We start from the raw sequence: 22,232 nt of genomic DNA, 5'->3' as shown, positions 1-22,232 counted from the left end.
CAAACCTTCTGGAGACAACATGCCCGTTGCGATATTTGAACTGCCCGATGGCGCCGAACAGGTGCTGGATGTGCCCGATGACTGGTCGCTGATGGAAGCCGCGCGGCGCGATGGCCTGGAAGGCATCGTCGCCGAATGCGGCGGCGGCGCCATCTGCGGCACCTGCCACGTGCAGGTGGATGCCGATTGGCACGCGCGGCTGGAGCCGCCCGGCATGGCCGAGGAAGCGTTGCTGGAAGTGGTGCCCGAGCGCTGCCCGACCAGCCGTCTGTCCTGTCAGGTCATCATGACGCCCGAACTGGACGGCATCCGCGTGCGCGTGCCGTCATCGCAGCTCGAGCTGTAGCCAGCGCGTCCGAACCCCAAGGAGCAACCGCATGGCCGACAACAAATCCATCAACCTCGTCGATCTGCAACCCGGCGTGCGCGTGCGCATGGCGGGCGGCGCGTTGGCAGAGATCGTCGAGAACCCGCAGGACGGCTTCTGGCTGATTGTCCGGTACCTGGACCATCCGGCCGAACCCGCGCTGGTCGACGCCGGTGAGCAGCAGGTATTTGCCACCGACGTCGAAGCAATCGAACCCTGAACCCTCTGGAGCCCCCATGAATCAAAAACCCAAAGTCATCGTGTCCGCGCCCGTGCCGCCCGATCTGCGCGAGCAGCTGGCCGAGCGTTGCGAAATCGTCGAAGTGCCCACCGGACAGAATCCGGGCGAGGTGCTGGACGCGGATGCGCGCGCGAATATCGAAGGCATGGTCTGCACGGTGCGCACCAAGGTCGATCAAGCCTTGCTGGACGCCTTGCCCGCGCTGAAGGTCAGCTCGAACTTCGCCGTGGGATTCGATAACGTCGATCTGGCGGCCGCCACACAGCGCAAGGTGCTGATCTGCAACACGCCCGGCGTGCTGGATGGCGCGGTGGCCGACGTGACGATCGGCCTGATGCTGTGCCTGTCGCGCAACCTGGTGGCGGGCGACGCCTTCGTGCGCAGCGGCGCATGGACCAAGGGTGCCTTTCCGCTGACGCGCGACATCCGCGGCAAGACGCTGGGACTGCTGGGCATGGGACGCATCGGCCGTGTCGTTGCCCGCGCGGCGCAGGCCTTCGACATGAAGGTCATCTATCACAACCGCCGCGAAGATCCGCAGGCCGAAGGCCTGGCCACCTATGTCGAGCGCGACGAACTCTTCAAGTCGTCGGACGTGCTGAGCGTGCACATCCCCCTGTCCGCGGAAACGCGCCATTCCATCGGCAAGCGCGAGCTGGGCTTGATGAAGCCAACGGCGTACCTGATCAACACGGCGCGCGGCCCGGTCATCGACGAGGCGGCGCTGATCGACGCGTTGCGTGCCGGCACCATCGCAGGCGCGGGGTTGGACGTGATGGAGCAAGAACCGCTGCCGGCCGACAGCCCGCTCTGCGCCTTGCCGAATGTGGTGCTGCAGGCGCACGTGGGCAGCGCCACGCACGAAACGCGGCGCGCGATGATCGACCTGGCGGTGGCCAACCTGATGGATGCACTGGGCGGAAAGACGCCGCAGGCGATGGTCAACCCCGAGGTCTGGCAGGCGCGCGCCTGACGCGTCCGGCAGGCAAAGCAGCGGGCCGTTGATTGAAGGCCTGCGAGGTGGGGCCGCCTAGGTGGGGCCGCCTAGGTGGGGCCGCCGAGGCGGCCCCTTATCCATGCCCCTTATCCCTGTTTCCCGCCGTAATCCACCACGATCCCCGCCTGCTGCGCGACCTCGGTCCAGCGCTTCAGTTCCGCCTTGGAGAACGCCTGGAACTGCGCGGCGTCGCGCAGCTTGGGTTCGAAGCCGGCGTTGATGATGCGGGTCTGGTATTCCGGCGCGGCCAGTCCCGTGACGATGGTGTTGGACAGCTGCGCGATGATCGCCGGATCAACCTGCGCGGGCGCATACATGCCCAGCCAGCTCGTCACGTCGAAGTCCTTCATGCCCTGTTCCTGCATGGTCGGCACGTTGGGCAGCTGGCGCGCGCGGTAGGCGCTGGTCACCGCCAAGGCCTTCAGGCGCTTGCCGTCCACCATCGCCAGCGTGGGCGGCAGGTTCATGAAACAGAGGTCCAGGTCGCCATTGGCCGTTCCGACCAGCGCCTCGCTGGCGCCCTTGTAGGGCACGTGGTCGAACTTCAAGCCGGTGCGCATGGCAAAGAGCTCGGCCGTCATCTGCGACGAACTGCCGACGCCGTTGCTGCCATATAGCGGTTTACGCTTCGTGGCACGCAGGTATTCGACCAGTTCGGGCACCGTGTTGGCGGGGTGGTCCACGCGCACGACCAGGGCGTTGACGAACTCGGCTACCTGGGCGATCGGAAGGAGGGCGGTTGGAATGTCGATCGGCAGGCCGCGCAGCGTGGCGGGCGGCAGCACGTTGTGGCCCAGGCCCCCGGTGGTGAGGGTGTAGCCGTCAGGCCGTGAGGCAGCGGCCGCCTGCATGCCGATGACCCCGCCCGCGCCGGCGCGGTTTTCGATCACCACGCTCTGGCCGTACTTGGCGTAGAGCAGGTCGCCCACCAGCCGTCCTGCAAGGTCGGTGGCGCTGCCTGGTGTGGAAGAGACGATGATCTTGATGACGCGGGACGGATACGGCCCGCTCTGTGCCCAGCTTGCGCCGGTAAGGTGCAGGCCGGCGGCGGCCCCCATCAGCTTCAACGCACTACGACGTTTCATGACGACTTCCCCTTGGGTTATAGACCTACTGCTTCACGTGCTGCTCCAAAAATGTGATCCGGACTTTGTACGATAAACATATTTCTCGTACGGTACGGGCCACGCGAGAGCACGCAAATTGCGGCTTACCCTAGGGGGGGCGCAGTTCAGGGGTCGATTGGCCACTTCGGGCGCACGATGCGGCGGTAGGGCAGTGCGGCAAGATTCAACGACACCGAGCCGGGCGCGTCCGCATAGATCACGTGGCGCGCGATCTGCGCGAAGGCGGTATGAAAGTGCTGCGCGGACTTGACCACGATGAGCGTCTTGTCCTCAAGCCGGCAGCCCAGCTGTGTGAACACGTCGGTATGCAGCGCTTGCGCGCGCACGCTGATCAGCACGATCTCGATGCCATCCGCATCTATCCGCGCCGCGTTGCCCACGGCGCAAGGCGAGCCCGACAGCCCCGTCATGACCATGTCCGGCGCCAACGCCTTGACGGTGCAGGACACGTCGATCGGGGCGCCCGACATTGGACTGATCTTGCCGCCGATGCGCAGTTGCAGGCGCGCGCCGACGCCGCCGCTGAACGCAATACGCACGGCAACGGGGTCCCAGAGCGGCCCCACCACGGCATTGCGCACGTTGCGCTCGCGCAGGCAATGCAGGAAGAAGGTCGCGTCACCCGCCCCGCCGCCACCAGGATTGTCGGCGGCATCGGCGATCACCACGGGCGTCACCCCGCTCGCCAGCGCCTGGCTGATGGCCTCGTCGGGCTGTGGGCAAGCGGGAGCCAGCGCCTCGCGCATGCCGATCAGTTCATCGGCCAGGCGCCGGGCCAGGGTCTGGGCTGCGGCGCCGTCGCGGTCCGCGTACACCAGGATCTTGGTGCCCATGTCGGGAACGTCGCCCCACGGAAAGCTGTGCACGACCGAAATGGAAAGAATGCCGTCGCGTCCCTCCAGCGCCATGAGGCGATCGATGTAGCGCCGAGCCGGCTCCTGGGGAGTCCGGATGGTGACGACCATCCCGCAATCGACGACCGCCGACACCGGTTTGGTGCGTCCGGCGGCCTGCGCGGCACAGAAGTCCACCAATTCCAGGGCGCGTTCCCGGATGTCGGTGTGGGGATACTCCTTGTATGCCACCAGGATGTCGGCGTTGTGCACCATGGCGTCGGACAGATGGCAATGCGGGTCCAGTTCGGCCCCGACCACGACGTCGGGGCCAACCAGGGCACGCACGCGGGCAAGCAGGTCGCCCTCGCAATCCTCATAGCCCTGCGCCACCATTGCGCCATGCAGCCCCAGGACCACCATATCGACGGGCAAGGCGCCGCGCAGGTCCTGGAGCAGTTCGTCGCGCAGGGTTTCATAGGCGTGCCGCGTGGTGATGCCACCAGGTTGCGCGCCCGCCGCCATGCCTTCGATCACCTTCCAGCCGTGCTCCGCGCCGCGCTGGCGGGCAGCCCACAGGGGGCCGCTGAAGATGGTCATTTCCCGCGGGTGCGTGCCGGCGGAGTAATGCCCTCTATCGGCGAAGTCCGCCAGCGACGTGGGCAGCGGCGAGAACGTGTTGGTTTCGGTGGCCAGCGAACCGGTGAATACGCGCATGGTCCGCCTGCTCAGTCCACGGTGGCGCCGGAGGCCTTGATGACCGCGCCCCATTTCACGATCTCTTCGGCGACGTGTTTTCGCAATTCTTCCGGCGTGCCGCCGCCCGGCGTGGCGACCATGCCGGCAAGCTTTTCCTGCGTATCCTTTTCGGCCATGATCGCGTTGACTTCCTGGTTCAGCTTGTCGACGATGCCGGCAGGCGTGCCCGCCGGCATGAACAGGGCATACCAGGACGTCACTTCATAACCTTTGACGCCGCTGGCGTCGATCGTTGGGATCTCGGGCGCAAACGGTTGCGGGCTGGCGCTGGTGACGCCCAGCGCGCGCAGCTTGCCGCCCTGGATGAGGGGCATGACAGACGGCGCGGTATCGAACATCACCTGTATCCGGCCGGCCATCAGGTCGGTCAACGCGGGCGCGCTGCCCTTGTACTGGACGTGCTCCATCTCGACGCCGGCCATCGTCTTGAACAGTTCTGCCGACAGGCGCGTCGACGAGCCCGCGCCGGACGATGCGAAGAAGATGCCCTTGGGGTTGGCCTTCGCGTAGCTGATGAATTCCGACACCGTTTTGGCCGGCACGGTGTTGTTCACCACCATGATGTTCGGAAAGCGCGTCAACAGCGCCACCGGAGCAAAGTCCTTCTGGAAATCAAAGGGCAGATCCTTGTAGAGCGACACGTTGATCGTGCTGGCGTTGGAGCCGAGCAGGATCGTGTAGCCGTCGGCGGGCGAACGCGCCACGCCCGCCGCCGCGATGTTGCTGGCGGCGCCCGGCCGGTTTTCCACGACGAAGGTCTGTCCCAGTCGCTCCGACAGGCGGCCCGCGACCAGGCGCGCAACCGCGTCGGACGATCCGCCCGGGGCATAGCCGACCACGATTTTCACGGGCTTCGAAGGATAAGCCGTCTCCGGCGCGGCGGCGGCTTGCTGGCAGAACACGGCAAGCGTCGCGGCTGCCAGGATTGAAGCGAAGGGTTTCATGCGTGTCGGCTCGAAAAGGAAAAGGGGGGCCGGCGGGCGCCGGCGGGGCTTCGGTCAGGCGCATTATTGGCAATCCCATGCCGCGTAATCAATGTAAGCTTGGCGCGATTTTGTTGCCTATTTGGCAACGATTGTTTTGAGGCCGACGGCCGCGGGGAGACAGACATGGATGGCGGGCTGAGCGCGCGGCGCTTGCAGTACTTCTTTGAAGCGGTGACCACTGGTTCGGTACGTGGCGCCGCCGAGCGGCTTGGCGTCGAGCCGTCGATCGTCAGCCGCCAGATCCAGCTTCTGGAAAAGGAACTGGGCGTGGCCCTGCTCGAGCGCAAGGGCCGCGGCATCGTGCCGACCGACATGGCGGCCATCGTGATGGACCATTGCCGCGACAGGCAGGCCAGCGAACAGGCGTTGCGGGCGCGTCTGGACGAGGTCAATGGCCTGCAGCGTGGTGATATCCAGATCGTTGCCAGCGAGGGCTTCGTCGATATCCTGATGAGCGGCGCGGTTGATGCGTTCTGCCGGCAGCATCCGGGTGTGCGGGTTTCGCTGCGGGTGGCCGGCGCTTCAGATGCCGTGCGGGCGGTGGTGCATGACGACGCGCATATCGGTGTGGTGTTTGGTGCGCCAGCCGACCCGGCCATTCGCGTGGTCGACACGCGCACGCACCCGCTCTGCGTGATTGCCTGGCCCGATCATCCCTTGGCTCGTCAACGCAAGCGCCCGGCACTGCGTGACGTCGCGAAGTATCCGGTCGCGCTGATGGCGCCCGGCTTCGGGTTGCGGCAGCTGATCGAGATGGCCGAGCTGTCCGAAAATACGGTCCTGGCGCCCAGCTTCATAGCCAACTCGGTCGTCACGCTCAAACGCTATGTCGAGTGCAGATTGGGACTGGCGTTCACGTCGGCCAATTCCGTCGTGAAAGAGGTCGCAAGGGGCGAGCTGGTGGCGCTTCGCACCACCAATCCGATTTTTGAAGCGGCGCAATCGCGCCTGATGGTCAGGGCCAACAGGCCGCTGACGGGCGCAGTAAGGGAAATGCTGGACCGCATCCAGGCCTCGCCTCTATTCGGCGCAGGCAAGGCCTGAATCCGCTGGATTACCGGACGGGCCAGCCGTACATCAGCCCGCCGTTGCGGTACGACGCATTCAGCCCGCGCTCGAGTTTCAGCGGGCTGTTCGGGCCCAGGTTCTTCTCGAAGCTCTCGCCGTAATTGCCGACGGTCTTGATGATGTTGTAGGCCCACTTGTCATCGACGCCCAGGTTCTTGCCCATGCCCGGCGTCACGCCCAAGAGGCGCTGGATGTTCGGGTTGGTGCTTTTCAGCATCTCGTCCACGTTCTTGGACGTGACGCCGTATTCCTCGGCTTCCAGCATGGCGTTCATGGTCCAGCGGACCAGGTTGAACCATTGCTCGTCGCCCTGGCGAACCATCGGGCCCAGCGGTTCCTTGGAGAAGTTCTCCGGCAGGATGTCGTACTTTTCCGGATTCTCCAGGTTGCTGCGCGCGGCGGCCAATTGCGACTTGTCGCCGGTGAAGGCGTCGCAGCGGCCCACGGCGAAGGCGCGGATGATCTCGTCCAGGCGCTCCACGACGACCGGCTTGAAGTTCACGTTCTGCGAGCGGAACCAGTCCGCGAGATTCAGTTCCGTGGTGGTGCCGGGCTGCACGCAGACGGTGGCGCCTTCCAGTTCCTTGGCGCTCTTCACGCCCAGGGACTTGTTCACCATGATGCCCTGGCTGTCGTAGTAGTTCACGCCCACGCCAATCAGGCCCAGCGTCGTGTCGCGGGTCAGGGTGAGCGTGGTGTTGCGGGTCAGGACGTCGACTTCGCCGGATTGCAGGGCGGTAAAGCGCTGGACCGCGCTGATCGCCTGGATCTTGGCCTTGGACGCGTCGCCGAACAGGGCGATGGCCAGCGCGCGGCACAGGTCGACGTCAAGGCCGATCCAGCCGCCCTTGCTGTCGTTCACGGAAAAGCCCGCGACGCCCGTGGATACGCCGCAATGGACAAAGCCCTTGCTCTTGACCGCCTCGAAGGTCGCGCCGGCGTGGGCGGTCCAGGACGAAATGAACAAGGCGGTTCCTGCCGCAGCCAGTTTGAGTGCTTTCATGGTGTCTCCGCGCCGCGTGGCGCATGTTTATCGTTCAGCCGAAGGCTGAAGTGCGGCGCATAGTACCAGTGGGTCCGAGAGGGAGAATCAGGGAATTCCCGTTAAATCCGGGAGGCGGAATTTGATGGGGATAGAATCGGGCAGGCCCGCCCTGCCGCCTGCTTCCAGGCCGCCAGCGGCCGGAAAACGCCACACCGCCACGCCAGCCTATGAATCGACATGACGACCCCGCAGGTCCAGACGACCGCACGAGGCGCCCGTACGCCTTCGTCAAGGAGCAGTTGCACGGCACCTGGGCCGAGCTAACTCGGGTCAACGCCAGCGACCGCCGCTGGGAAATGCCGCTGGCCGCCGCGCTGTCGTCGGGTCTGCCGCTGATGGTGGGCGCGTATTTCGGGCGCATGGATTACGGACTGATGTCCAGCCTGGGCGGGATGGTGTTCCTGAGCCTGCCCAACGCCTCGTTGCAGATCCGCATGATGATGCTGCTGGCGGCGTCCTTCGGCATGGTCGCCTGCTATGCGCTGGGCGCGCTGACGCAGTTCTGGCCGACCGCCACGATCGCGGCGCTGACGCTGATTGCGATGGTAGTGAACATGGTGTGCCGCTGCTATCGCCTGGGCCCGCCGGGCAGCCTGTTCTTCATCATGGCCACGGCGATCGCCGCCTACACGCCGGGCACCATCGAAGACGTGCCATTGCGCGTGGGCATGGTGGCGTTGGGTTGTCTGGTCGCCTGCCTGGTGGCCTTTGCGTATTCGCTGCACATGACGCGCGTGTCCCCGCCGCCGCCGCATGTCGAACTGCCCAAGCCCACGTTCGATTTCGTTGTGTACGACTCCGTCATCATCGGGCTGTTCGTCGGCATCTCATTGCTGGTGGCCGAACTGCTGCAACTGCAGCGGCCGTACTGGGTGCCCGTCAGTTGCCTGGCGATCATCCAGGGCGCCAGCCTGCGCGCGGCGTGGAGCCGGCAGATGCACCGCATCCTGGGCACCGCCGTGGGCCTGTGCGTGGCATGGGCGCTGCTCAGCCTGCCGCTCAATGTCGGGACGCTGAGCGTGGTGATGATGGCGCTGTCGTTCGGCATCGAGACGCTGGTGGTTCGCCATTACGCCAGCGCGGTGGCGCTGATCACGCCCTTGACCATCTTTCTGGCCGAGGCGCCGCATCTGGGGCAAGGCTATCCCGTCGATGTGATCGAGGCGCGCTTCGTGGACACGGCGCTCGGGGCATTCATCGGCGTGCTCGGCGCCGTGCTGCTGCACAGCCAACGCATCCGCCCGACGCTGTCCCGCTGGATGCGGGCAGTGCTGCCGCAGCGGGTGAGTTGACCGCCGCCCCGCGCCGGCTGTACGCCGCGGAGGTCGATTTTCCCTGCCGGCTCGGATAGGATGGGCGTTTGCGCAACCTGGAGGCACTCATGGATTGTTCTGTTGAAGGAAAGGTCGCGTTCGCCGACGGTCATTCGTATCACTTCGCGACCGTCGACGCGGCGCTGGCGTTTGCTGAGTGCGTCAAAAGCACCCAGAATCCCGCCCAATGCGCCGCCACGCATGGCAGCACCAGTCAGGTCAAGCTGGAAGACGTCGCCGCGCAGGAAGCGGCGGAGCGGCGCGAACAGGAACCCGGCGCGGGGACTTGAATGTCTTGATGCGGCGCGGGTGTCAGCCCTTTGCGGCCGATTTCGCGCCGGCACTTCGCCGCCGCCCGCGCGGGGGCGCCGCATCATTCCCCCCGTCGCCCGCCAGATACGCCTGCACCAACGTGATGATCCGTTCCGCCGTAGGCGACAAGCTGCGCCGGGCGCGATGGATGACGCTGTAGGTCAGCGGACCTGACGCCGGGTAGGGCAGCGGCAACGGCACGAGCGCCCCTTGCGCCAGTTCGGCGACGATGGCCTCGCGCGTGCAGAACAGCACCACGTCGCTTCCCACGGCTACGTCGCGCAGCGCGCTGACGCTGTCGCATTCAAACGCAATCGGCAGTTCATCCACGCCCGCCACCTGATACAGCTTGGCCAGGTACTCCCGCGCGCGCTGCGGCAGGTCGGTGGCGGCCAGGCGATATTGCGCCAAGGCGGCGCGCAGCTTGGGTTTTCGCACCGATTGCAGCGGATGCCCGGCCCGCACGAAAAGGCCGCCGTGCTGCGGCGGCAGCGCACGCACGATGAAGTCGGCCGGCGGCGGCAGGCTGTGCGTCACCGCCACGGCAAAGTCCAGCTTGTCCTGCAACAGCTTGTCGAGCAGGCGCTGCCAGCTTTCGATCTCGACATGCACGCTCAGGCCGGGATGGTCGTGCGCCAGGCGGACCAGCAGCGGCGACAGAAACCCCGCCGCCGGAAAGGCCCCGACGCCGAAGCTCACGCGTCCCGTGTCGTGGCCCCTCATCAATTCGGCCTCGCGCCGAAGGGCGAGGACATCGCCCAGGATGCGGCGCGAACGATCGAGAACCATTTTTCCCGCCTGCGTCGGCGTCACGCCAATCGACGCGCGATCCACCAGCACCAGGCCCAGCGTCTCTTCAAGGGACTGGATGCTGCGCGTCAGCGCCGACTGCGTCAGATGCAGCCGCTGGGCCGCCCGAGAGAAGTGCCGCTCTTCGGCAAGGACGGAAAAGTGCTGGAGCGAACGAATCGTCAGGCCCATGTATTTTTCTCATCGGAATTGCGCCAAATATGCAATTGATTCGAGTCAATTGCAAGACTAAAACAGCTTGACCACGGGTCGGTGAAAACGCTGCAAGAACCCGGGAAAACACGACACAGAGCGCTGCGCGGCCCCGCGACACGCCAACCTCGCAGGAGGAGACAACATGAACCGCAAGCCGATCTTCCATCTGGCGGGCTGGGCCGCCGCGCTGAGCATGCTGGCCTGTACGGCGGCCGTCGCGGCGCCATCCCCGCAACCCGACGCCTGGCCCGCCGCGGGCAAGCCGATACGCATGGTCGTGCCATTTCCGGCAGGGTCGGGGTCGGATTCGCTGGCGCGCATGCTGGCGGCCAAGGTATCGCAGCAGACGGGCGCCTCCGTCATCATCGAGAACAAGCCGGGCGCGGGCACGATGATCGGCGCGCAGGACGTGGCGCGCGCCAAGCCGGACGGCTATACGCTGCTGTACACCATCGTGGTCACGCACACGCAGAATCCGCACCTCTACAAAAAGCTGCCGTACGACCCGGTCAAGGACTTCACGCCGGTGTTGCAGGCGGTCAGATCGGCCACCGTGCTGGTCGCCAACAACAACGCGCCGTTCTCCACGACGGCCGAGTTGATCGCCTACGCCAAGGCAAATCCCGGAAAGCTGAACTACGCCTCGTACAGCGCCGGATCGACCTCGCACCTGAATGGCGAGATTCTCAAGATGAAGACGGGCACCGACATCGTCCACGTGCCCTACAAGGGCACCGCCGACGCCAGCCGCGCGCTCTTGGCGGGCGACGTGCAGGTCTACTTCGACGGCACCGCCACGGCGGTCGAGAACGCGCGTGCCGGCAAGGTCAAGCTGCTGGGCCCGGCCACGGACCGGCGTCTGAGCGTGCTGCCAGAACTGCCCACGCTGGAAGAGCAGGGGATCGAGGGACTGAACATCGTGGGCTGGCAAGGCATCTTCGGCCCGGGCGACATGCCGCCCGCACTGGCCGAGCGTGTCGCCCAGGTGTTTCGCGCCGCGCTGGAGACCCCCGAAATCACCCAGACCATCCTGTCGCAGGGCAACGAGGTCAGCGGCGCGGGTCCCAAGGAATTTTCGGCCATCGTGCAGCGCGACAGCGCGCGGTGGGGCGACGTGATCCGCCGGATCGGGCTGGTATTGGAATAAGGCTGACGGGCCCGCGGGCCCCGGGAGACAACGATGCACGATGTAGTGATACGCGGCGGCACGCTGGTGGACGGTTCGGGCGCCAGCGCCCGGGTGGGCGACCTGGCCATTGACGGCGGCACGATCGTCCAGGCCGGCGGCAAGGCGGGCGCGGCGCGGCGAGAAATCGACGCGGCGGGCGCGCTGGTGACGCCGGGGTGGGTCGACATCCATACCCATTACGACGGCCAGGCGACATGGGATCCGTATCTCAGCCCGTCGACATGGCATGGCGTCACCACCGCCATCATGGGCAACTGCGGCGTGGGCTTTGCGCCGGTCAAGCCCGACCGGCGCGAATGGTTGATCAAGGTGATGGAAGGCGTCGAGGACATTCCGGGCTCGGTGCTGTCCGAAGGCATCGAATGGGACTGGGAGACGTTCCCCGAGTACCTGGACGCGCTGGACCGGCGGCCCAAGGCGCTGGACATCGGCGCGCAGATTCCGCACAGCGCGGTGCGCGCGTACGTGATGGGCGATCGCGCCATTCATCACGACGAGGCCTCGCCCGCAGACCTGCTGGCCATGCGCGAGGTCGTGCGCGCCGCCTTGCAGGCGGGCGCGGTCGGCTTTTCGACGTCGCGGACGTTCCTGCACAAGTACGACGAGCGCAAGTATCCCCCGGGCACGTTCGCCACCGGCGAAGAGATCAGCGCGCTGGGATCGGTCATGGGCGAAGTCGGTCACGGCGTGTTCCAGATGACGGCCAACCATCCCGCAATGGAAGGCGAGATCCCCTGGCTGGAGCAGCTTGCCCGCCACAATCGTCTGCCGGTGCTGTTCAACCTTCAGCAGACCGATGGCGCGCCAGACGTCTGGAAGCAGATCGAGCGCACGCTGGACAAGGCGCGCGACGAAGGCGTGCCGCTCATGGCCGGCATCAGCGGCCGGCCGCTCGGCATCCTGTTCTCCTGGCAGAGTTCGCTGCACCCCTTCATTGCCCATCCGACCTATCAGGCGCTGCACGCGCTGCCCCTGCCGGAAAAGCTCGCGCAGCTGCGCGATCCGCAGGTCCGTCAGAAAATCATGAGCGAGCAGCGCGGCCTGCTGGACCGCCGGGCCGAAACGCTATTCAGCAGCTTTCACAAGATCTACCGGTTAGGCCAGGATCCCGACTACGAACCGCTGCCCCAAGACAGCGTGGCGGCCATGGCGGCGCGCACCGGGCGCCCGCCGCTGGAGCTGGTGTACGACCTGATGCTGGAGAACGACGGCCGGGCGATTCTTTATTACCCGTCCTTCAACTACTCGTACGAAAACCTGGATCACCTTCATCAGTTGATGCAGCACGCCAATACCGTGAACAGCCTGTCCGACGGCGGCGCGCATTGCGGCTACATCTGCGATGTCAGCATGCCGACCTTCATGCTCAGCCACTGGACGCGCGACCGCCGCCGCGGCCCGCTATTGCCGCTGGAACACGTGGTGCGCCGGCAAACCCGCGACACCGCGCTGGTCTATGGCTTGCACGATCGCGGCTTGTTGCAGCCAGGGTACAAGGCCGACATCAACATCATCGATCCCGATGCGCTGAAGGTCCACTGCCCGGAAATGGTCTTCGACCTGCCGGGCGGCGGGCGCCGGCTGGTGCAGCGTGCCGATGGCTACGTGGCCACGCTGGTCAACGGCCTACCGATCTTCGAGCGCGGCCAGGCCACGGGCGAGCTCCCAGGCAAGCTGCTGCGCGGGGCCGGACCGCAACGCGGATAAGCATCCGGGCATTCCCGAATATATTGATTGCACCGATTAATCCACTGGAATTTCTCATTTGTGGCGCAGGATTGCGCTCCCTATGATCGGCAGGGTTGCTTCACCAGCAACCCAAAAATCAAGGGGAAAAAAATGAAGAAGTGGAAACTGGCCGGCGCGGCGCTGGCCGTGCTGTCCTGCGTGACCACGGCCTCGGGCGCGCAAACCGCCTATCCGAAGGGCCCGGTCACGCTGGTCGTGCCTTTCGCGCCCGGCGGGTCGACGGATGTGATCGGACGGCTCCTGGCCGAGCGGCTGGCGGTGGCGCTCAAGCAGCCCGTGGTGGTCGAAAACCGCTCGGGCGCCGGCGGCAACATCGGCGCGGCCATGGTGGCCAAGTCCGCGCCCGATGGCCAGACGCTGCTCTTTGGCACGACGGGCATCCTGGCCATCAACGAGTTCCTGTACAACAACCCGGGCTACAAGGCCGACCGCGACCTGAAGCCCGTGGCGTACACCGCGTCCATCAGCAACGTGCTGATCGTGAACAACGACATGCCGGTGTCCAGTGTGGACGACCTGATCAAGCTGGCCAAGGCCAACCCCGGCAAGTATTCCTTTGCGTCCTCGGGCGCGGGCAGCTCGACGCACCTGTCGGGCGAATTGTTCAAGAACATGGCGGGCGTGGACCTGATGCACGTGCCGTACAAAGGCAGCGGCCAGGCGCTGGTGGACCTGGTCGGCGGCCAGATCAACATGATCTTCGACAACGCCCCGTCGGCGGTGCCGCTGGCGCAATCCGGCAAGGTCAAGGCGCTGGCCGTCACCAGCACCACGCCGCTGTCGGTGCTGCCGGGGATTCCGCCGTTGACCGAGGCGGGCCTGAAGGGATACGAGTCCCTGTCCTGGACCGGCGTGGTTGCACCCGCCGGCACGCCGCAGGCCGTGGTGGACCGGCTCAACAAGGAGGTCAACGCGATCCTGGCCGACGAGGCCGTGCGCAAGAAGCTCACCGAACTAGGCGCGCAGGCCACGGGCGGCTCGCCCCAGGACTTCACCGCACACATCGAAGCCGAACGCGCCAAATGGGGCAAGCTGGTGAAGGAAGCGAAGATCGCGGTGCAGTAGCCCCCGGCGTGGGTGTCCGGCACCCGTGCAGAAAAGGTGTCTGACACCCTTGCGGCAGCGGTTCAAGATGCAGACCGACTCCATGGGTGTCAGACACCTGCGGTGAATTGTCGACTGTCCTGGGTGTCAGACACCGGCGGTGCAGGTGTCAGACACCGGCAGACGCCGCCTTCCTGGACCTTTTCCCCGACACCTTCACCCCCGCCGGTACCGGCTTTTCGTTGATCACGTCCCGCATGTACTGCAGGAACAGCTCGGAACTCGCTGACAGCGACCGCAGCCGCCGCGTAATCAGACAGACCTCGCGCGACAACCGCGGCGAACTCAATTCCCGAAACACGAACGTCCCCGGTTCGATCCCCTGGGTCTGCGGCGGCGCGATGGAACTTGCCGCCAGCGCCGGCAGAATCGAGTAGCGCCCGCCGCCGCGCAGCACGGCGTGTAGCGACGACGTCCGCGACACTTCGTCGTGCTGCTGCTCAAAGAACCCAGGCTTGCCGGCATGCGCGCGCAGGAACGCCCCGATGCCCGTGTCCTCGGTAAACCCCACATATTCCGCCGGGTCCAGGTCAGCCCACTTCAAGGGCTTGGCGCCTTGCGCGTACGGATAGGACGCCGCGCAGATCACGCCGTAGCGGTCTTCGAACAGCGGTGTGTAGACCAGCTCGTCAAAGCCATGGTGCGAGGTCGAAATCGCAAAATCGATGTCGCCGTTGGCGATCATCTTTTCCACCTGTTCCGAGCCGGCGTCGTGCAACGAGAACGTGATCTTGGGATAAGCCAGGCGGAACGCCGCGATGGCGTCGCCCAGGAAGTAGTTGGTGACCGACGCCACCACCGCGATCCGCACATGCCCCTGACGCCCTTGCGACAACGCTTCCAGGTCGCTCAAGGCGCCGTCGAACTGGCTGAGGATGCGCTCGGCTTCGGCCCTGAAGCGCGCGGCCTCCGGCGTCATCGCCACGCGGCGTGTGCTGCGGTCAAACAGCTTGACGCCTACCGCGTCTTCGAACTGCTGGATCGTCGCCGTCAGCGAAGACTGGGTAAGGAACAATTGCGACGCGGCAACGGTGAACGAACCCGTGTTGGCCACGGCGACGAAGCTGCGAAAGTGCCGCAGGGTGATGCTGCGTTTGGCCGTCATGCTCCCCACCGTTTCATATATTGGTGAAACCGAATAATAAGCAAAAACCAACAATTTGTAGTGAAGAAAACCGCGCTCTAGAATTTCCTTCGATCTGGCGCATCGCGCCGTCTCCACCGCACGCAACAGGGAGCGAACTGAAATGAGCGCTGCAGGCGTATTGCCCACATGAGCACACCACAACCCTTGCGCATCCTCATGTCCGCATCGACGCGGGACCGGATCGGCGACGCTATCAGCCAGGCCCTGGACGAGCGCCCCTTCGAGGCCGTGATTGCGGCCCAGGCGCACGGCAATGAGCCGGCGGATGTGGATGTCGCCTTCATCTCGCGCGACGTGACGGGCTTGTCGACCAAGCATCGCGTCCTCGAACCGCTGGAGGCGTTTTACGTCACGCTGCGCCGGTCGCCGAAGCTGGCCTGGGTGCACGTGCATTCGGCGGGCGCCGACCGCCCGATCTTCGGCGAACTGAAGGCGCGCGGCGTGCGCGTCACGACGTCGTCCGGGGCCAATGCGCAGGTGGTGGCGCAGACGGCGCTGGCCGCGATCCTGTCGTTGGCACGCGAGTTTCCCCGCCTGTTCGACGCGCAGCGGGCGCGCACGTGGACGCCACTGATCGGCGGATTGCTGCCGCGCGACCTGGCCGGGCAGACCGCCGTGATCGTGGGATGGGGGCCGATCGGCCAGACGCTTGCCGGATATCTGCGGATGTTGGGCCTGAACGTCATCGCTGTTCGCAGCGCGGCCACGCCGCCCGCCGATGGCATCGAAACCTACGCGTTCGAGGATCTGGAACGCATTGCCGGACGCGCCGACTGGCTGGTGCTGGCCTGCCCTTTAAGCGATCGCACACGCGGGCTGGTAAACGCGCGTGTGCTCGCCGCCATGGCGCCGCACGCCCGGCTCGTCAACGTGGCGCGTGGCGAGATCGTGGCTGAAGCCGAACTGATCGACGCCCTGCGCGCAAAGACGCTGGCCGGCGCGTATCTGGATGTGTTCGAACACGAACCGCTGGATGCCGAATCGCCGCTATGGACGCTGCCCAACGCATTCGTCACGCCGCATTCGGCGGGCCACTCGGATGGCAACGAGGCGCGCGTAGACCGGATCTTTCTTGATTACCTGCGGCAGTGGCGGCAGTAACGCCAGCCTGATTGCCCCCGCACCCCCCCCCTGCTTGCAACCCGTCAATTCCAGGACCTTCCATGATCCAGACCGCCGCGCGCATCCAGCGCATCAAACCCTCGCCCAGCTCGATGGCGGGCCAGCGGGCCCGTGAACTGCGCGCCACCGGCCGCGATATCGTCGCGCTGACGGCCGGCGAGCCCGACTTCGATACGCCCGACAACGTCACGCAGGCGGTCGTGCGCGCGATGGCGCAGTCGCGCACCAAGTACACCGACGTGGGCGGCACGCCCGAGCTCAAGGCCGCCATCCGCGAGAAATTCCGCCGCGACAACGGCCTGGACTACGCTGCCAGCGAAATCATCGTCGGCAACGGCGGCAAGCAGATCATCTTCAACGCGCTGCTCGCCACCGTCGAAGAGGGCGACGAGGTGATCGTGCCCACGCCGTACTGGGTGTCGTATCCCGACATCGTGCTGCTGGCGGGCGGCACGCCGGTCTTCGTGGCCTGCCCGCCCGCGCAGGGGTTCAAGCTGCAACCCGCCGACCTGGACAAGGCGATCACGCCGCGCACGCGCTGGGTAATCCTGAATGGTCCCAATAACCCCAGCGGCGCGGCCTATTCGCGCGAAGAGCTGTTGGCGCTGGCCGAAGTGCTGCGGCGCCATCCGCATGTCTGGTTGATGTCTGACGACATCTACGAGCACATCCTGTACGACGGCCGGCAGTTCGCCACGCTGGCGCAGGTGGCCCCCGACCTGAAGGCGAGCACGCTCACCATCAACGGCGTGTCCAAGGCCTATGCGATGACCGGCTGGCGTATCGGTTACGGGGCGGCGCCGGCCGACCTGATCAAGGCGATGACCAAGCTGCAGTCGCAGAGCACGTCCAACCCGTCTTCGATCAGCCAGGCGGCCGCGCAGGAGGCGCTGTCGGGCCCGCAGGATTTCATGGCCGAACGCACCCGCATCTTCCAGGCGCGCCGCGACATGATCGTGGCCAGCCTGAACCGCATCGACGGCATCGACTGCCACATGCCGGAAGGCGCGTTCTACGTGTTTCCGTCCTGCGAGGGGCTGCTGGGCAGGACGACGCCCGCGGGCAAGCAACTGAAGACCGACGAGGACTTCATCATGTACCTGCTGGACGAGGAGAACCTGGCGGTGCTGCAAGGCGCGGCGTACGGGGTGTCGCCGTTCTTCCGGATCTCGTACGCGGCGTCGATGGAACAGTTGGAAGAGGGCTGCGCGCGCATCAAGCGCGCTTGCGCGAAGCTGGGATAAAGGCGGTTGGGGCGGGCGTTTGCGCCGGACGATTAGGCTGCCGCCCCGCAATACGGGCAGTCGGATTCACCGGGCTGCGCGGGCGCCATCCGTCCAGCAGCCGGCTTTCCCGGCGCGGGCCGCACGTCAGTGGGCAGGGCGGCGTCGCCGCCGTGCCCGCCGTGAAAACACTCGTGCGCCAGCCACTGGCTCAGCCGTTCGTAGCTTTCCATGTTGCTGCGCCAGTTCGGCGCGCAAAGATAATAGCCAAGCGGGCTTTCAAACGTCCGGTCGAAAATGTCCACCAGTTGCCCGGTGGCCAGTTCCTTTTCGATCAGGCAATGCGGCATCAGCGCCACGCCAAAGCCGGAAGACGCGGCCTGGATAATCATCGAAAACAGATTGAAGCCCGGGCCGAATCGTGCGCGGTCATAATCGCCCAGGTAGGTCGAGAACCAATATTCCCAGGACAGCGGAATCTCGATGTGCTGCAGCAGCGTGCATTGCTTGATGTCTTCGAGGCTGCCGATGGGGTGCTGATCCAGATATTCCCGCGAGCACACCAGGCGCGTTTCACGCCCCGTCAGGTATTTGGCGTCGCCGTCGTGCCAGTCGCCATACCCATATTGGATCGACGCATCGAAATCGAGCTCGGTGCTTTTGTAATCCGCCACGCTGTAGCGCACGAAATTGATGGAAATGTCCGGGTTGACCTCGCGGAACGTCTTCAATCGCGGAAACAGCCATTGCGCCGCAAAGGTGGGCGCGGCCGATACGTTCAGGGATTTTGCCGACTGCTGCGTCGCCATGACCTGTGACGTGGCGCTTTCGAGCGTATGCAGGGCCGGTCGGATCAGGCTGAGATAGGTGGCGCCCATGCGCGTGAGCTGCAGCCCGTTGGTGCCCCGGATGAACAGCGCATGCCCCAGGTAGTTCTCCAGCGTGGCGATATGCCGGCTGATGGCGCTTTGCGTGACGAACAGTTCCTTGCCCGCCTTGGAAAACGACAAGTGCCGGGCCGCCGCGGAGAATGCGTTTAACTCAGAAAGGGTGGGGCAGCGACGTCTCATAGGGGGGTATGAGTAATGCTCATAAGGCTGTTCAAATTTGTGTCGAACGCATAGGGGGAGACCCGGTATCGGACCCCCGAATTGTACCGGTAGAGTTCGGCATGCCGTGATTTCCCGGCGTTTTGAACTGTTTACGTGGTCGATTTATGAAGCCGGTTGTCATCAAGAATTGCAGGATCCTCAATACCCGAACCTTGGCCCTTGAAGCCGCCGCGACCGTGCTGGTCGAGGATGGCGTGATCACCCGCATTGGCGCCGATGAACCGGCTGCCGCGGATGCACAGGTGGTGGACGCCAAGGGCATGACCCTGATGCCCGGCATGATCGACTGCCACGTGCACGTCGTGGCGTCGTCGTTCAACCTGGGCCGCGTCGCGTCCCTGCCCAACGCGCTGGCGCTGCTGCGCGCGCTGCCCATCATGCAGGGCATGCTGGACCGCGGCTTCACGTCCGTGCGCGACGCGGGCGGCGCGGACTGGGCGCTGGCGCAGGCCGTGCTGGACGGCACCATCGACGGCCCGCGGCTCTTCTGCTCGGGCAAGGCTCTGTCCCAGACCGGCGGTCACGGCGACTTCCGCCAGCGCAACGACGAACTCGATCCGTGCCCCTGCTCGGTCAAGATCGGCAACATCGGCCGCGTGGTCGACGGCGTGGACAACTGCCGCCTGGCCGTGCGCGAGGAAATCCTGAAGGGCGCCACGCAGATCAAGGTCATGGCGTCCGGCGGCGTGGCTTCGCCCAACGACCCCATCCAGAACCTGGGCTTCTCCGAGGCCGAGCTCATCGCCATCGTCGAAGAGGCCAATAACGCCAATACCTACGTGATGGCCCACGCCTACACCCCGCGCGCCATCACGCGCGCCGTGCGTTGCGGCGTGCGCACCATCGAGCACGGCAATCTCGTCGACCGCGAGGCCGCCGAGGTCATGAAGGAACATGGCGCCTACATGGTGCCCACGCTGATCACCTACGAAGGCCTGGCCAACGACGGCGAGCGCTACGGCCTGCCGCTGGACTCGGTCAAGAAGATCGCCACCGTGCGCACGCAAGGCCTGACCGCGCTGGAGATCCTGGACGAAGTCGGCGTGAAGATGGGCTACGGCAGCGACCTGCTGGGCGAAACCCACTACATGCAGTCCGACGAACTGGTGCTGCGCAGCCGCGTGCTGGGCAATGCCAAGGTCATCCAGCAGGCGACGCTGATCGGCGCCGAGATCCTGAACCAGGAAGGCCTCTTGGGCGAAGTGTGCGAAGGCGCCTACGCCGACCTGCTGCTGATCGATGGCAATCCGCTGGACGACATCGAACTGCTGACCAAGCCCGATTCGATCAAGCTCATCATGAACCGCGGCCTGTTGCACAAGAACGCCTGCTGACGGTCCCCTTCCTTTTATCTCCGGAACTTCCCCATCATGTTTTCCGTATCCGACCGCCTGGAGCGGTTGCCCTTCAGCAGCTTTCATTTCCGGCTGCTGATGATCGGCGGCCTTGGGCTCGCCTTCGAAGCACTGGACGCCGGCATCATCGCCTTCATCATTCCCTCGCTGCGCACGCAGTGGGGCCTGACCACCGGCCAGATCGGCTGGATCGCCAGCAGCACGTACGTCGGCTTCCTGGTCGGCGCGCTGTTCTCCGGCATCCTGGGCGACCGCTACGGCCGCAAGAAGATCATGATGTGGGCGCTGCTGCTGTTCTGCGTCGCCACGTTCGTCAACGCCTTTGCGCGCAACTATCACGAGTTCTACATCCTGCGCATGATCGCCGGCATCGGCATGGGCGCGGAAGGCGCCATCATCGCGCCGTACCTGGCCGAGTTCGTCAGCAGCAAGTACCGCGGCCGTTTCACCGGCGCGCTGGCGGGATTTTTCTCGTTCGGCTTCGTGATGTCGGCGCTCCTGGGCTACTTCATCGTCCCGATGAGCGACGACGGCTGGCGCTACATCATGATCATCGCTTCGGTGCCGGTCGTGTTCCTGCTGTGGTGGCGCAAGTCGCTGTTCGAGTCGCCCCGCTGGCTTGAACACACCGGCCAGACTTCCGAGGCCAACCGCATCTGCGAAGCCATCGAAGCCGAAGTGCAGCAAAGCACCGGCCGCCCGCTGCCTACGCCTGTCGCCACGCGCAAGGCTGCGTCCTCGCCCGCAGACCAGCAGACCGCCATGGCCAAGCTGACGTCGCTGTTCTCCAAGCAATACCTGGGCACCACCGCGCTGGTTTGGGTGTTCTGGATCACCGTGCTGTTCTGCTACTACGCCTTCCTGGTGTGGATCCCCAGCCTGCTCGTCGAGCGCGGCTTCACCATCACCAAGAGCTTCTCGTACACGATCCTGATCTACCTGTCGCAGATCCCGGGCTACTTTTCGGCCGCGTACTTCAACGACAAGGTCGGCCGCAAGTACACGATCCTGGCGTACATGCTGCTGTCGTGCCTGTCGGCGCTGGGCCTGGCGCTGGCCAGCGGCGAGCATCAGATCATCATGCTGAGCATGCTGCTGTCCTTCGGCATGAACGGTGTGATCGCCGGTCAATACACCTACACCGCCGAAATCTATCCCACGTCGATCCGCGCGACCGGCATGGGCGCGGCCTCCGCCTTTGCCCGCATCGGCTCCATTGCATCGCCCACCATCGTTGGCGTGGCGTATCCGGTCCTGGGCTTTGCCGGCGTGTTTGCCATGATGACCGCGATCCTGCTGGTCGGCGGCCTGGGCATCCTGTTCTACGGCAAGAACACGCGTGGCGTCGTGCTCGAGGAAATCAACGCATGACCAAGGCCTCCGCATTCAACGCGTTGGCTGGCCACGCCCGCGATCTGGCGCTGGCCGGCGACCGGCAGGCGCAGTGGGGCGTGATCTCCAACCTGCTGCAAGACTGCTTTGGCCACAAGCTGTTCACGGCGCTGCTGTACTTGCAGGACCACAAACTGATGAAGCGTCTGCACACGTCGGACGACACCATCAGTCCGCTCGGCGGCTTCAAGGCCACCGGCAACGGCCCGTGGTCACGGCTGGTGCTGGAAGAAGGGCGCCTGTATGTCGCCAGCAACGAAGACGACGTGCGTACCGTTTTCTCCGAAGCGCCGATGCTGATCGAGCGCGGGCTGCAGTCGGCGTTCAACATTCCGGTGCGGCACGCGGGGCGGGTGATCGGCTCGCTGAACATGCTGGCCGCGCGTCACGCCTACGACGATATCGATCCGGATCTGGCGGCGGTCGTGGCTGGGTTGTGCGCGCCCGTGTTCATCGAAGCGATGCAGGACGCGGCGTCCGCGGCGGCAAGCGTGGACCGGTCCGCGTTGGACAGCGTGTGAGCCGCGTAATTTGAGTATCCGTCCCGGTGCGGGACGATGTTTGCGGGCCGCTTTCGAAGCGGCCCTTTTTTCGTCCGGAAACAGGGACAGCCCCAGTTTTGCACATTGTTGCGGGAACTGGTCTGAATTGTTGCGTGTTACCGCGTTTTTGCAAGAGGGGGAGCGAGCTTTAGAAGTCTTTCGATGTGCGAGCTTGCGCGACGTCAAGAGAATGGTCGCTTTTTTTCGTGGCGGTTCGGCGTTGCTGCACTTGGCTGGCATCTGG

Annotated in this window: 21 protein-coding genes; 14 read left to right on the top strand and 7 right to left on the bottom strand. The window is 65.3% G+C overall.

All coding sequences use genetic code 11. From position 1 onward, the window contains the following. Nucleotides 1-19 precede the first annotated feature (19 nt). Genes LN047_RS25760 through LN047_RS25750 form a run of 3 tightly spaced genes read left to right on the top strand, consistent with a single transcriptional unit; the run spans nucleotide 20 to nucleotide 1,581 of the window. Nucleotides 20-346, top strand: a complete 327-nt coding sequence (locus LN047_RS25760) for a 2Fe-2S iron-sulfur cluster-binding protein (RefSeq protein WP_056324760.1) — start codon at nucleotides 20-22, stop codon at nucleotides 344-346. 31 nt (nucleotides 347-377) lie between these two features. Beyond that, nucleotides 378-587: a hypothetical protein gene (locus tag LN047_RS25755; RefSeq protein ID WP_056324762.1), complete on the top strand. Its 210-nt coding sequence runs from the start codon at nucleotides 378-380 to the stop codon at nucleotides 585-587. Nucleotides 588-603: 16 nt separating this feature from the next. After that, entirely contained in the window at nucleotides 604-1,581 is a 978-nt protein-coding gene (locus LN047_RS25750; RefSeq protein WP_373980600.1) for a 2-hydroxyacid dehydrogenase, read from the top strand. A gap of 110 nt (nucleotides 1,582-1,691) precedes the next feature. On the opposite strand, the gene LN047_RS25745 is transcribed toward LN047_RS25750, so the two are convergent. From LN047_RS25745 to LN047_RS25735, 3 genes are all read right to left on the bottom strand, one after another. Next, the gene (locus tag LN047_RS25745; protein WP_373980599.1) at nucleotides 1,692-2,690 is read right to left on the bottom strand and encodes a Bug family tripartite tricarboxylate transporter substrate binding protein; all 999 of its coding nucleotides are present in this window, start codon (nucleotides 2,688-2,690) and stop codon (nucleotides 1,692-1,694) included. A 146-nt stretch (nucleotides 2,691-2,836) separates the two neighbouring features. Then, nucleotides 2,837-4,282: a M81 family metallopeptidase gene (locus LN047_RS25740; protein WP_373980598.1), complete on the bottom strand. Its 1,446-nt coding sequence runs from the start codon at nucleotides 4,280-4,282 to the stop codon at nucleotides 2,837-2,839. Between the two features lie 11 nt (nucleotides 4,283-4,293). Then, complete coding sequence (locus LN047_RS25735) at nucleotides 4,294-5,268, bottom strand: tripartite tricarboxylate transporter substrate binding protein (protein ID WP_063954813.1); 975 nt, start codon at nucleotides 5,266-5,268, stop codon at nucleotides 4,294-4,296. Between the two features lie 165 nt (nucleotides 5,269-5,433). On the opposite strand from LN047_RS25735, the gene LN047_RS25730 reads away from it, so the two are divergent. Further along, complete coding sequence (locus LN047_RS25730; protein ID WP_063954814.1) at nucleotides 5,434-6,354, top strand: LysR family transcriptional regulator; 921 nt, start codon at nucleotides 5,434-5,436, stop codon at nucleotides 6,352-6,354. Nucleotides 6,355-6,364: 10 nt separating this feature from the next. Here the strand turns inward: LN047_RS25730 and LN047_RS25725 are convergent, their stop codons facing one another. After that, nucleotides 6,365-7,381 (bottom strand): amino acid ABC transporter substrate-binding protein, encoded by a 1,017-nt coding sequence (locus LN047_RS25725; protein WP_056324770.1) that lies wholly within the window; start codon nucleotides 7,379-7,381, stop codon nucleotides 6,365-6,367. Between the two features lie 209 nt (nucleotides 7,382-7,590). On the opposite strand from LN047_RS25725, the gene LN047_RS25720 reads away from it, so the two are divergent. After that, nucleotides 7,591-8,715 carry an FUSC family protein gene (locus tag LN047_RS25720; protein WP_373980597.1) on the top strand — a complete coding sequence of 375 codons (1,125 nt, stop codon included), beginning with the start codon at nucleotides 7,591-7,593 and terminating at the stop codon, nucleotides 8,713-8,715. Nucleotides 8,716-8,804: 89 nt separating this feature from the next. Next, on the top strand, nucleotides 8,805-9,026 hold the full coding sequence (locus tag LN047_RS25715; protein WP_062841233.1) for a hypothetical protein: 222 nt from the start codon (nucleotides 8,805-8,807) through the stop codon (nucleotides 9,024-9,026). Nucleotides 9,027-9,048: 22 nt separating this feature from the next. Here the strand turns inward: LN047_RS25715 and LN047_RS25710 are convergent, their stop codons facing one another. After that, nucleotides 9,049-10,029 carry a LysR family transcriptional regulator gene (locus LN047_RS25710; RefSeq protein WP_373980596.1) on the bottom strand — a complete coding sequence of 327 codons (981 nt, stop codon included), beginning with the start codon at nucleotides 10,027-10,029 and terminating at the stop codon, nucleotides 9,049-9,051. 166 nt (nucleotides 10,030-10,195) lie between these two features. Between LN047_RS25710 and LN047_RS25705 the strand changes: the two genes are divergently transcribed. The 3 genes from LN047_RS25705 to LN047_RS25695 all read left to right on the top strand — a co-directional run bounded on the left by LN047_RS25705 (nucleotide 10,196) and on the right by LN047_RS25695 (nucleotide 14,056). Then, the gene (locus LN047_RS25705; RefSeq protein WP_062841231.1) at nucleotides 10,196-11,200 is read left to right on the top strand and encodes a tripartite tricarboxylate transporter substrate binding protein; all 1,005 of its coding nucleotides are present in this window, start codon (nucleotides 10,196-10,198) and stop codon (nucleotides 11,198-11,200) included. 33 nt (nucleotides 11,201-11,233) lie between these two features. Further along, the gene (locus LN047_RS25700; RefSeq protein WP_373980595.1) at nucleotides 11,234-12,949 is read left to right on the top strand and encodes an amidohydrolase family protein; all 1,716 of its coding nucleotides are present in this window, start codon (nucleotides 11,234-11,236) and stop codon (nucleotides 12,947-12,949) included. A 132-nt stretch (nucleotides 12,950-13,081) separates the two neighbouring features. Next, nucleotides 13,082-14,056: a Bug family tripartite tricarboxylate transporter substrate binding protein gene (locus LN047_RS25695; protein WP_373980594.1), complete on the top strand. Its 975-nt coding sequence runs from the start codon at nucleotides 13,082-13,084 to the stop codon at nucleotides 14,054-14,056. Nucleotides 14,057-14,204: 148 nt separating this feature from the next. Here the strand turns inward: LN047_RS25695 and LN047_RS25690 are convergent, their stop codons facing one another. Next, entirely contained in the window at nucleotides 14,205-15,200 is a 996-nt protein-coding gene (locus LN047_RS25690; protein WP_373980593.1) for a LysR family transcriptional regulator, read from the bottom strand. A gap of 168 nt (nucleotides 15,201-15,368) precedes the next feature. Between LN047_RS25690 and LN047_RS25685 the strand changes: the two genes are divergently transcribed. Both LN047_RS25685 and LN047_RS25680 read left to right on the top strand, forming a co-directional pair. Next, nucleotides 15,369-16,343, top strand: coding sequence for a D-2-hydroxyacid dehydrogenase (locus LN047_RS25685; protein ID WP_373980592.1), 975 nt, complete (start codon nucleotides 15,369-15,371; stop codon nucleotides 16,341-16,343). A 62-nt stretch (nucleotides 16,344-16,405) separates the two neighbouring features. Next, the gene (locus tag LN047_RS25680) at nucleotides 16,406-17,608 is read left to right on the top strand and encodes a pyridoxal phosphate-dependent aminotransferase (protein ID WP_334165573.1); all 1,203 of its coding nucleotides are present in this window, start codon (nucleotides 16,406-16,408) and stop codon (nucleotides 17,606-17,608) included. A gap of 32 nt (nucleotides 17,609-17,640) precedes the next feature. On the opposite strand, the gene LN047_RS25675 is transcribed toward LN047_RS25680, so the two are convergent. Further along, nucleotides 17,641-18,657 carry a LysR substrate-binding domain-containing protein gene (locus LN047_RS25675; protein WP_373980591.1) on the bottom strand — a complete coding sequence of 339 codons (1,017 nt, stop codon included), beginning with the start codon at nucleotides 18,655-18,657 and terminating at the stop codon, nucleotides 17,641-17,643. 146 nt (nucleotides 18,658-18,803) lie between these two features. Between LN047_RS25675 and LN047_RS25670 the strand changes: the two genes are divergently transcribed. The 3 genes from LN047_RS25670 to LN047_RS25660 are packed head-to-tail and all read left to right on the top strand — an operon-like array spanning nucleotide 18,804 to nucleotide 21,967. After that, on the top strand, nucleotides 18,804-20,033 hold the full coding sequence (locus tag LN047_RS25670; RefSeq protein WP_062841225.1) for an amidohydrolase family protein: 1,230 nt from the start codon (nucleotides 18,804-18,806) through the stop codon (nucleotides 20,031-20,033). Nucleotides 20,034-20,069: 36 nt separating this feature from the next. Next, nucleotides 20,070-21,425 (top strand): MFS transporter, encoded by a 1,356-nt coding sequence (locus LN047_RS25665; protein WP_373980590.1) that lies wholly within the window; start codon nucleotides 20,070-20,072, stop codon nucleotides 21,423-21,425. Further along, entirely contained in the window at nucleotides 21,422-21,967 is a 546-nt protein-coding gene (locus tag LN047_RS25660) for a GAF domain-containing protein (protein ID WP_056324802.1), read from the top strand. Before LN047_RS25665 ends, LN047_RS25660 begins: the two co-directional genes overlap by 4 nt. Nucleotides 21,968-22,232: the final 265 nt, after the last annotated feature.

It is taken from the genome of Achromobacter sp. JD417 (assembly GCF_041879325.1).
In the GTDB taxonomy this organism is placed as follows: domain Bacteria; phylum Pseudomonadota; class Gammaproteobacteria; order Burkholderiales; family Burkholderiaceae_B; genus Achromobacter; species Achromobacter mucicolens.
This window is presented reverse-complemented; position numbering and strand designations above follow the sequence as displayed.

What these genes read in the sequence shown, in the direction of transcription:
- LN047_RS25690 (WP_373980593.1), bottom strand. Translation starts at nt 15,200, where the DNA reads ATGACGGCCAAACGCAGCATCACCCTGCGGCACTTTCGCAGCTTCGTC.
- LN047_RS25685 (WP_373980592.1), top strand. Translation starts at nt 15,369, where the DNA reads ATGAGCACACCACAACCCTTGCGCATCCTCATGTCCGCATCGACGCGG.
- LN047_RS25700 (WP_373980595.1), top strand. Translation starts at nt 11,234, where the DNA reads ATGCACGATGTAGTGATACGCGGCGGCACGCTGGTGGACGGTTCGGGC.
- LN047_RS25705 (WP_062841231.1), top strand. Translation starts at nt 10,196, where the DNA reads ATGAACCGCAAGCCGATCTTCCATCTGGCGGGCTGGGCCGCCGCGCTG.
- LN047_RS25665 (WP_373980590.1), top strand. Translation starts at nt 20,070, where the DNA reads ATGTTTTCCGTATCCGACCGCCTGGAGCGGTTGCCCTTCAGCAGCTTT.
- LN047_RS25710 (WP_373980596.1), bottom strand. Translation starts at nt 10,029, where the DNA reads ATGGGCCTGACGATTCGTTCGCTCCAGCACTTTTCCGTCCTTGCCGAA.
- LN047_RS25755 (WP_056324762.1), top strand. Translation starts at nt 378, where the DNA reads ATGGCCGACAACAAATCCATCAACCTCGTCGATCTGCAACCCGGCGTG.
- LN047_RS25750 (WP_373980600.1), top strand. Translation starts at nt 604, where the DNA reads ATGAATCAAAAACCCAAAGTCATCGTGTCCGCGCCCGTGCCGCCCGAT.
- LN047_RS25720 (WP_373980597.1), top strand. Translation starts at nt 7,591, where the DNA reads ATGAATCGACATGACGACCCCGCAGGTCCAGACGACCGCACGAGGCGC.
- LN047_RS25715 (WP_062841233.1), top strand. Translation starts at nt 8,805, where the DNA reads ATGGATTGTTCTGTTGAAGGAAAGGTCGCGTTCGCCGACGGTCATTCG.
- LN047_RS25680 (WP_334165573.1), top strand. Translation starts at nt 16,406, where the DNA reads ATGATCCAGACCGCCGCGCGCATCCAGCGCATCAAACCCTCGCCCAGC.
- LN047_RS25675 (WP_373980591.1), bottom strand. Translation starts at nt 18,657, where the DNA reads ATGAGACGTCGCTGCCCCACCCTTTCTGAGTTAAACGCATTCTCCGCG.
- LN047_RS25695 (WP_373980594.1), top strand. Translation starts at nt 13,082, where the DNA reads ATGAAGAAGTGGAAACTGGCCGGCGCGGCGCTGGCCGTGCTGTCCTGC.
- LN047_RS25670 (WP_062841225.1), top strand. Translation starts at nt 18,804, where the DNA reads ATGAAGCCGGTTGTCATCAAGAATTGCAGGATCCTCAATACCCGAACC.
- LN047_RS25745 (WP_373980599.1), bottom strand. Translation starts at nt 2,690, where the DNA reads ATGAAACGTCGTAGTGCGTTGAAGCTGATGGGGGCCGCCGCCGGCCTG.
- LN047_RS25735 (WP_063954813.1), bottom strand. Translation starts at nt 5,268, where the DNA reads ATGAAACCCTTCGCTTCAATCCTGGCAGCCGCGACGCTTGCCGTGTTC.
- LN047_RS25725 (WP_056324770.1), bottom strand. Translation starts at nt 7,381, where the DNA reads ATGAAAGCACTCAAACTGGCTGCGGCAGGAACCGCCTTGTTCATTTCG.
- LN047_RS25660 (WP_056324802.1), top strand. Translation starts at nt 21,422, where the DNA reads ATGACCAAGGCCTCCGCATTCAACGCGTTGGCTGGCCACGCCCGCGAT.
- LN047_RS25740 (WP_373980598.1), bottom strand. Translation starts at nt 4,282, where the DNA reads ATGCGCGTATTCACCGGTTCGCTGGCCACCGAAACCAACACGTTCTCG.
- LN047_RS25760 (WP_056324760.1), top strand. Translation starts at nt 20, where the DNA reads ATGCCCGTTGCGATATTTGAACTGCCCGATGGCGCCGAACAGGTGCTG.
- LN047_RS25730 (WP_063954814.1), top strand. Translation starts at nt 5,434, where the DNA reads ATGGATGGCGGGCTGAGCGCGCGGCGCTTGCAGTACTTCTTTGAAGCG.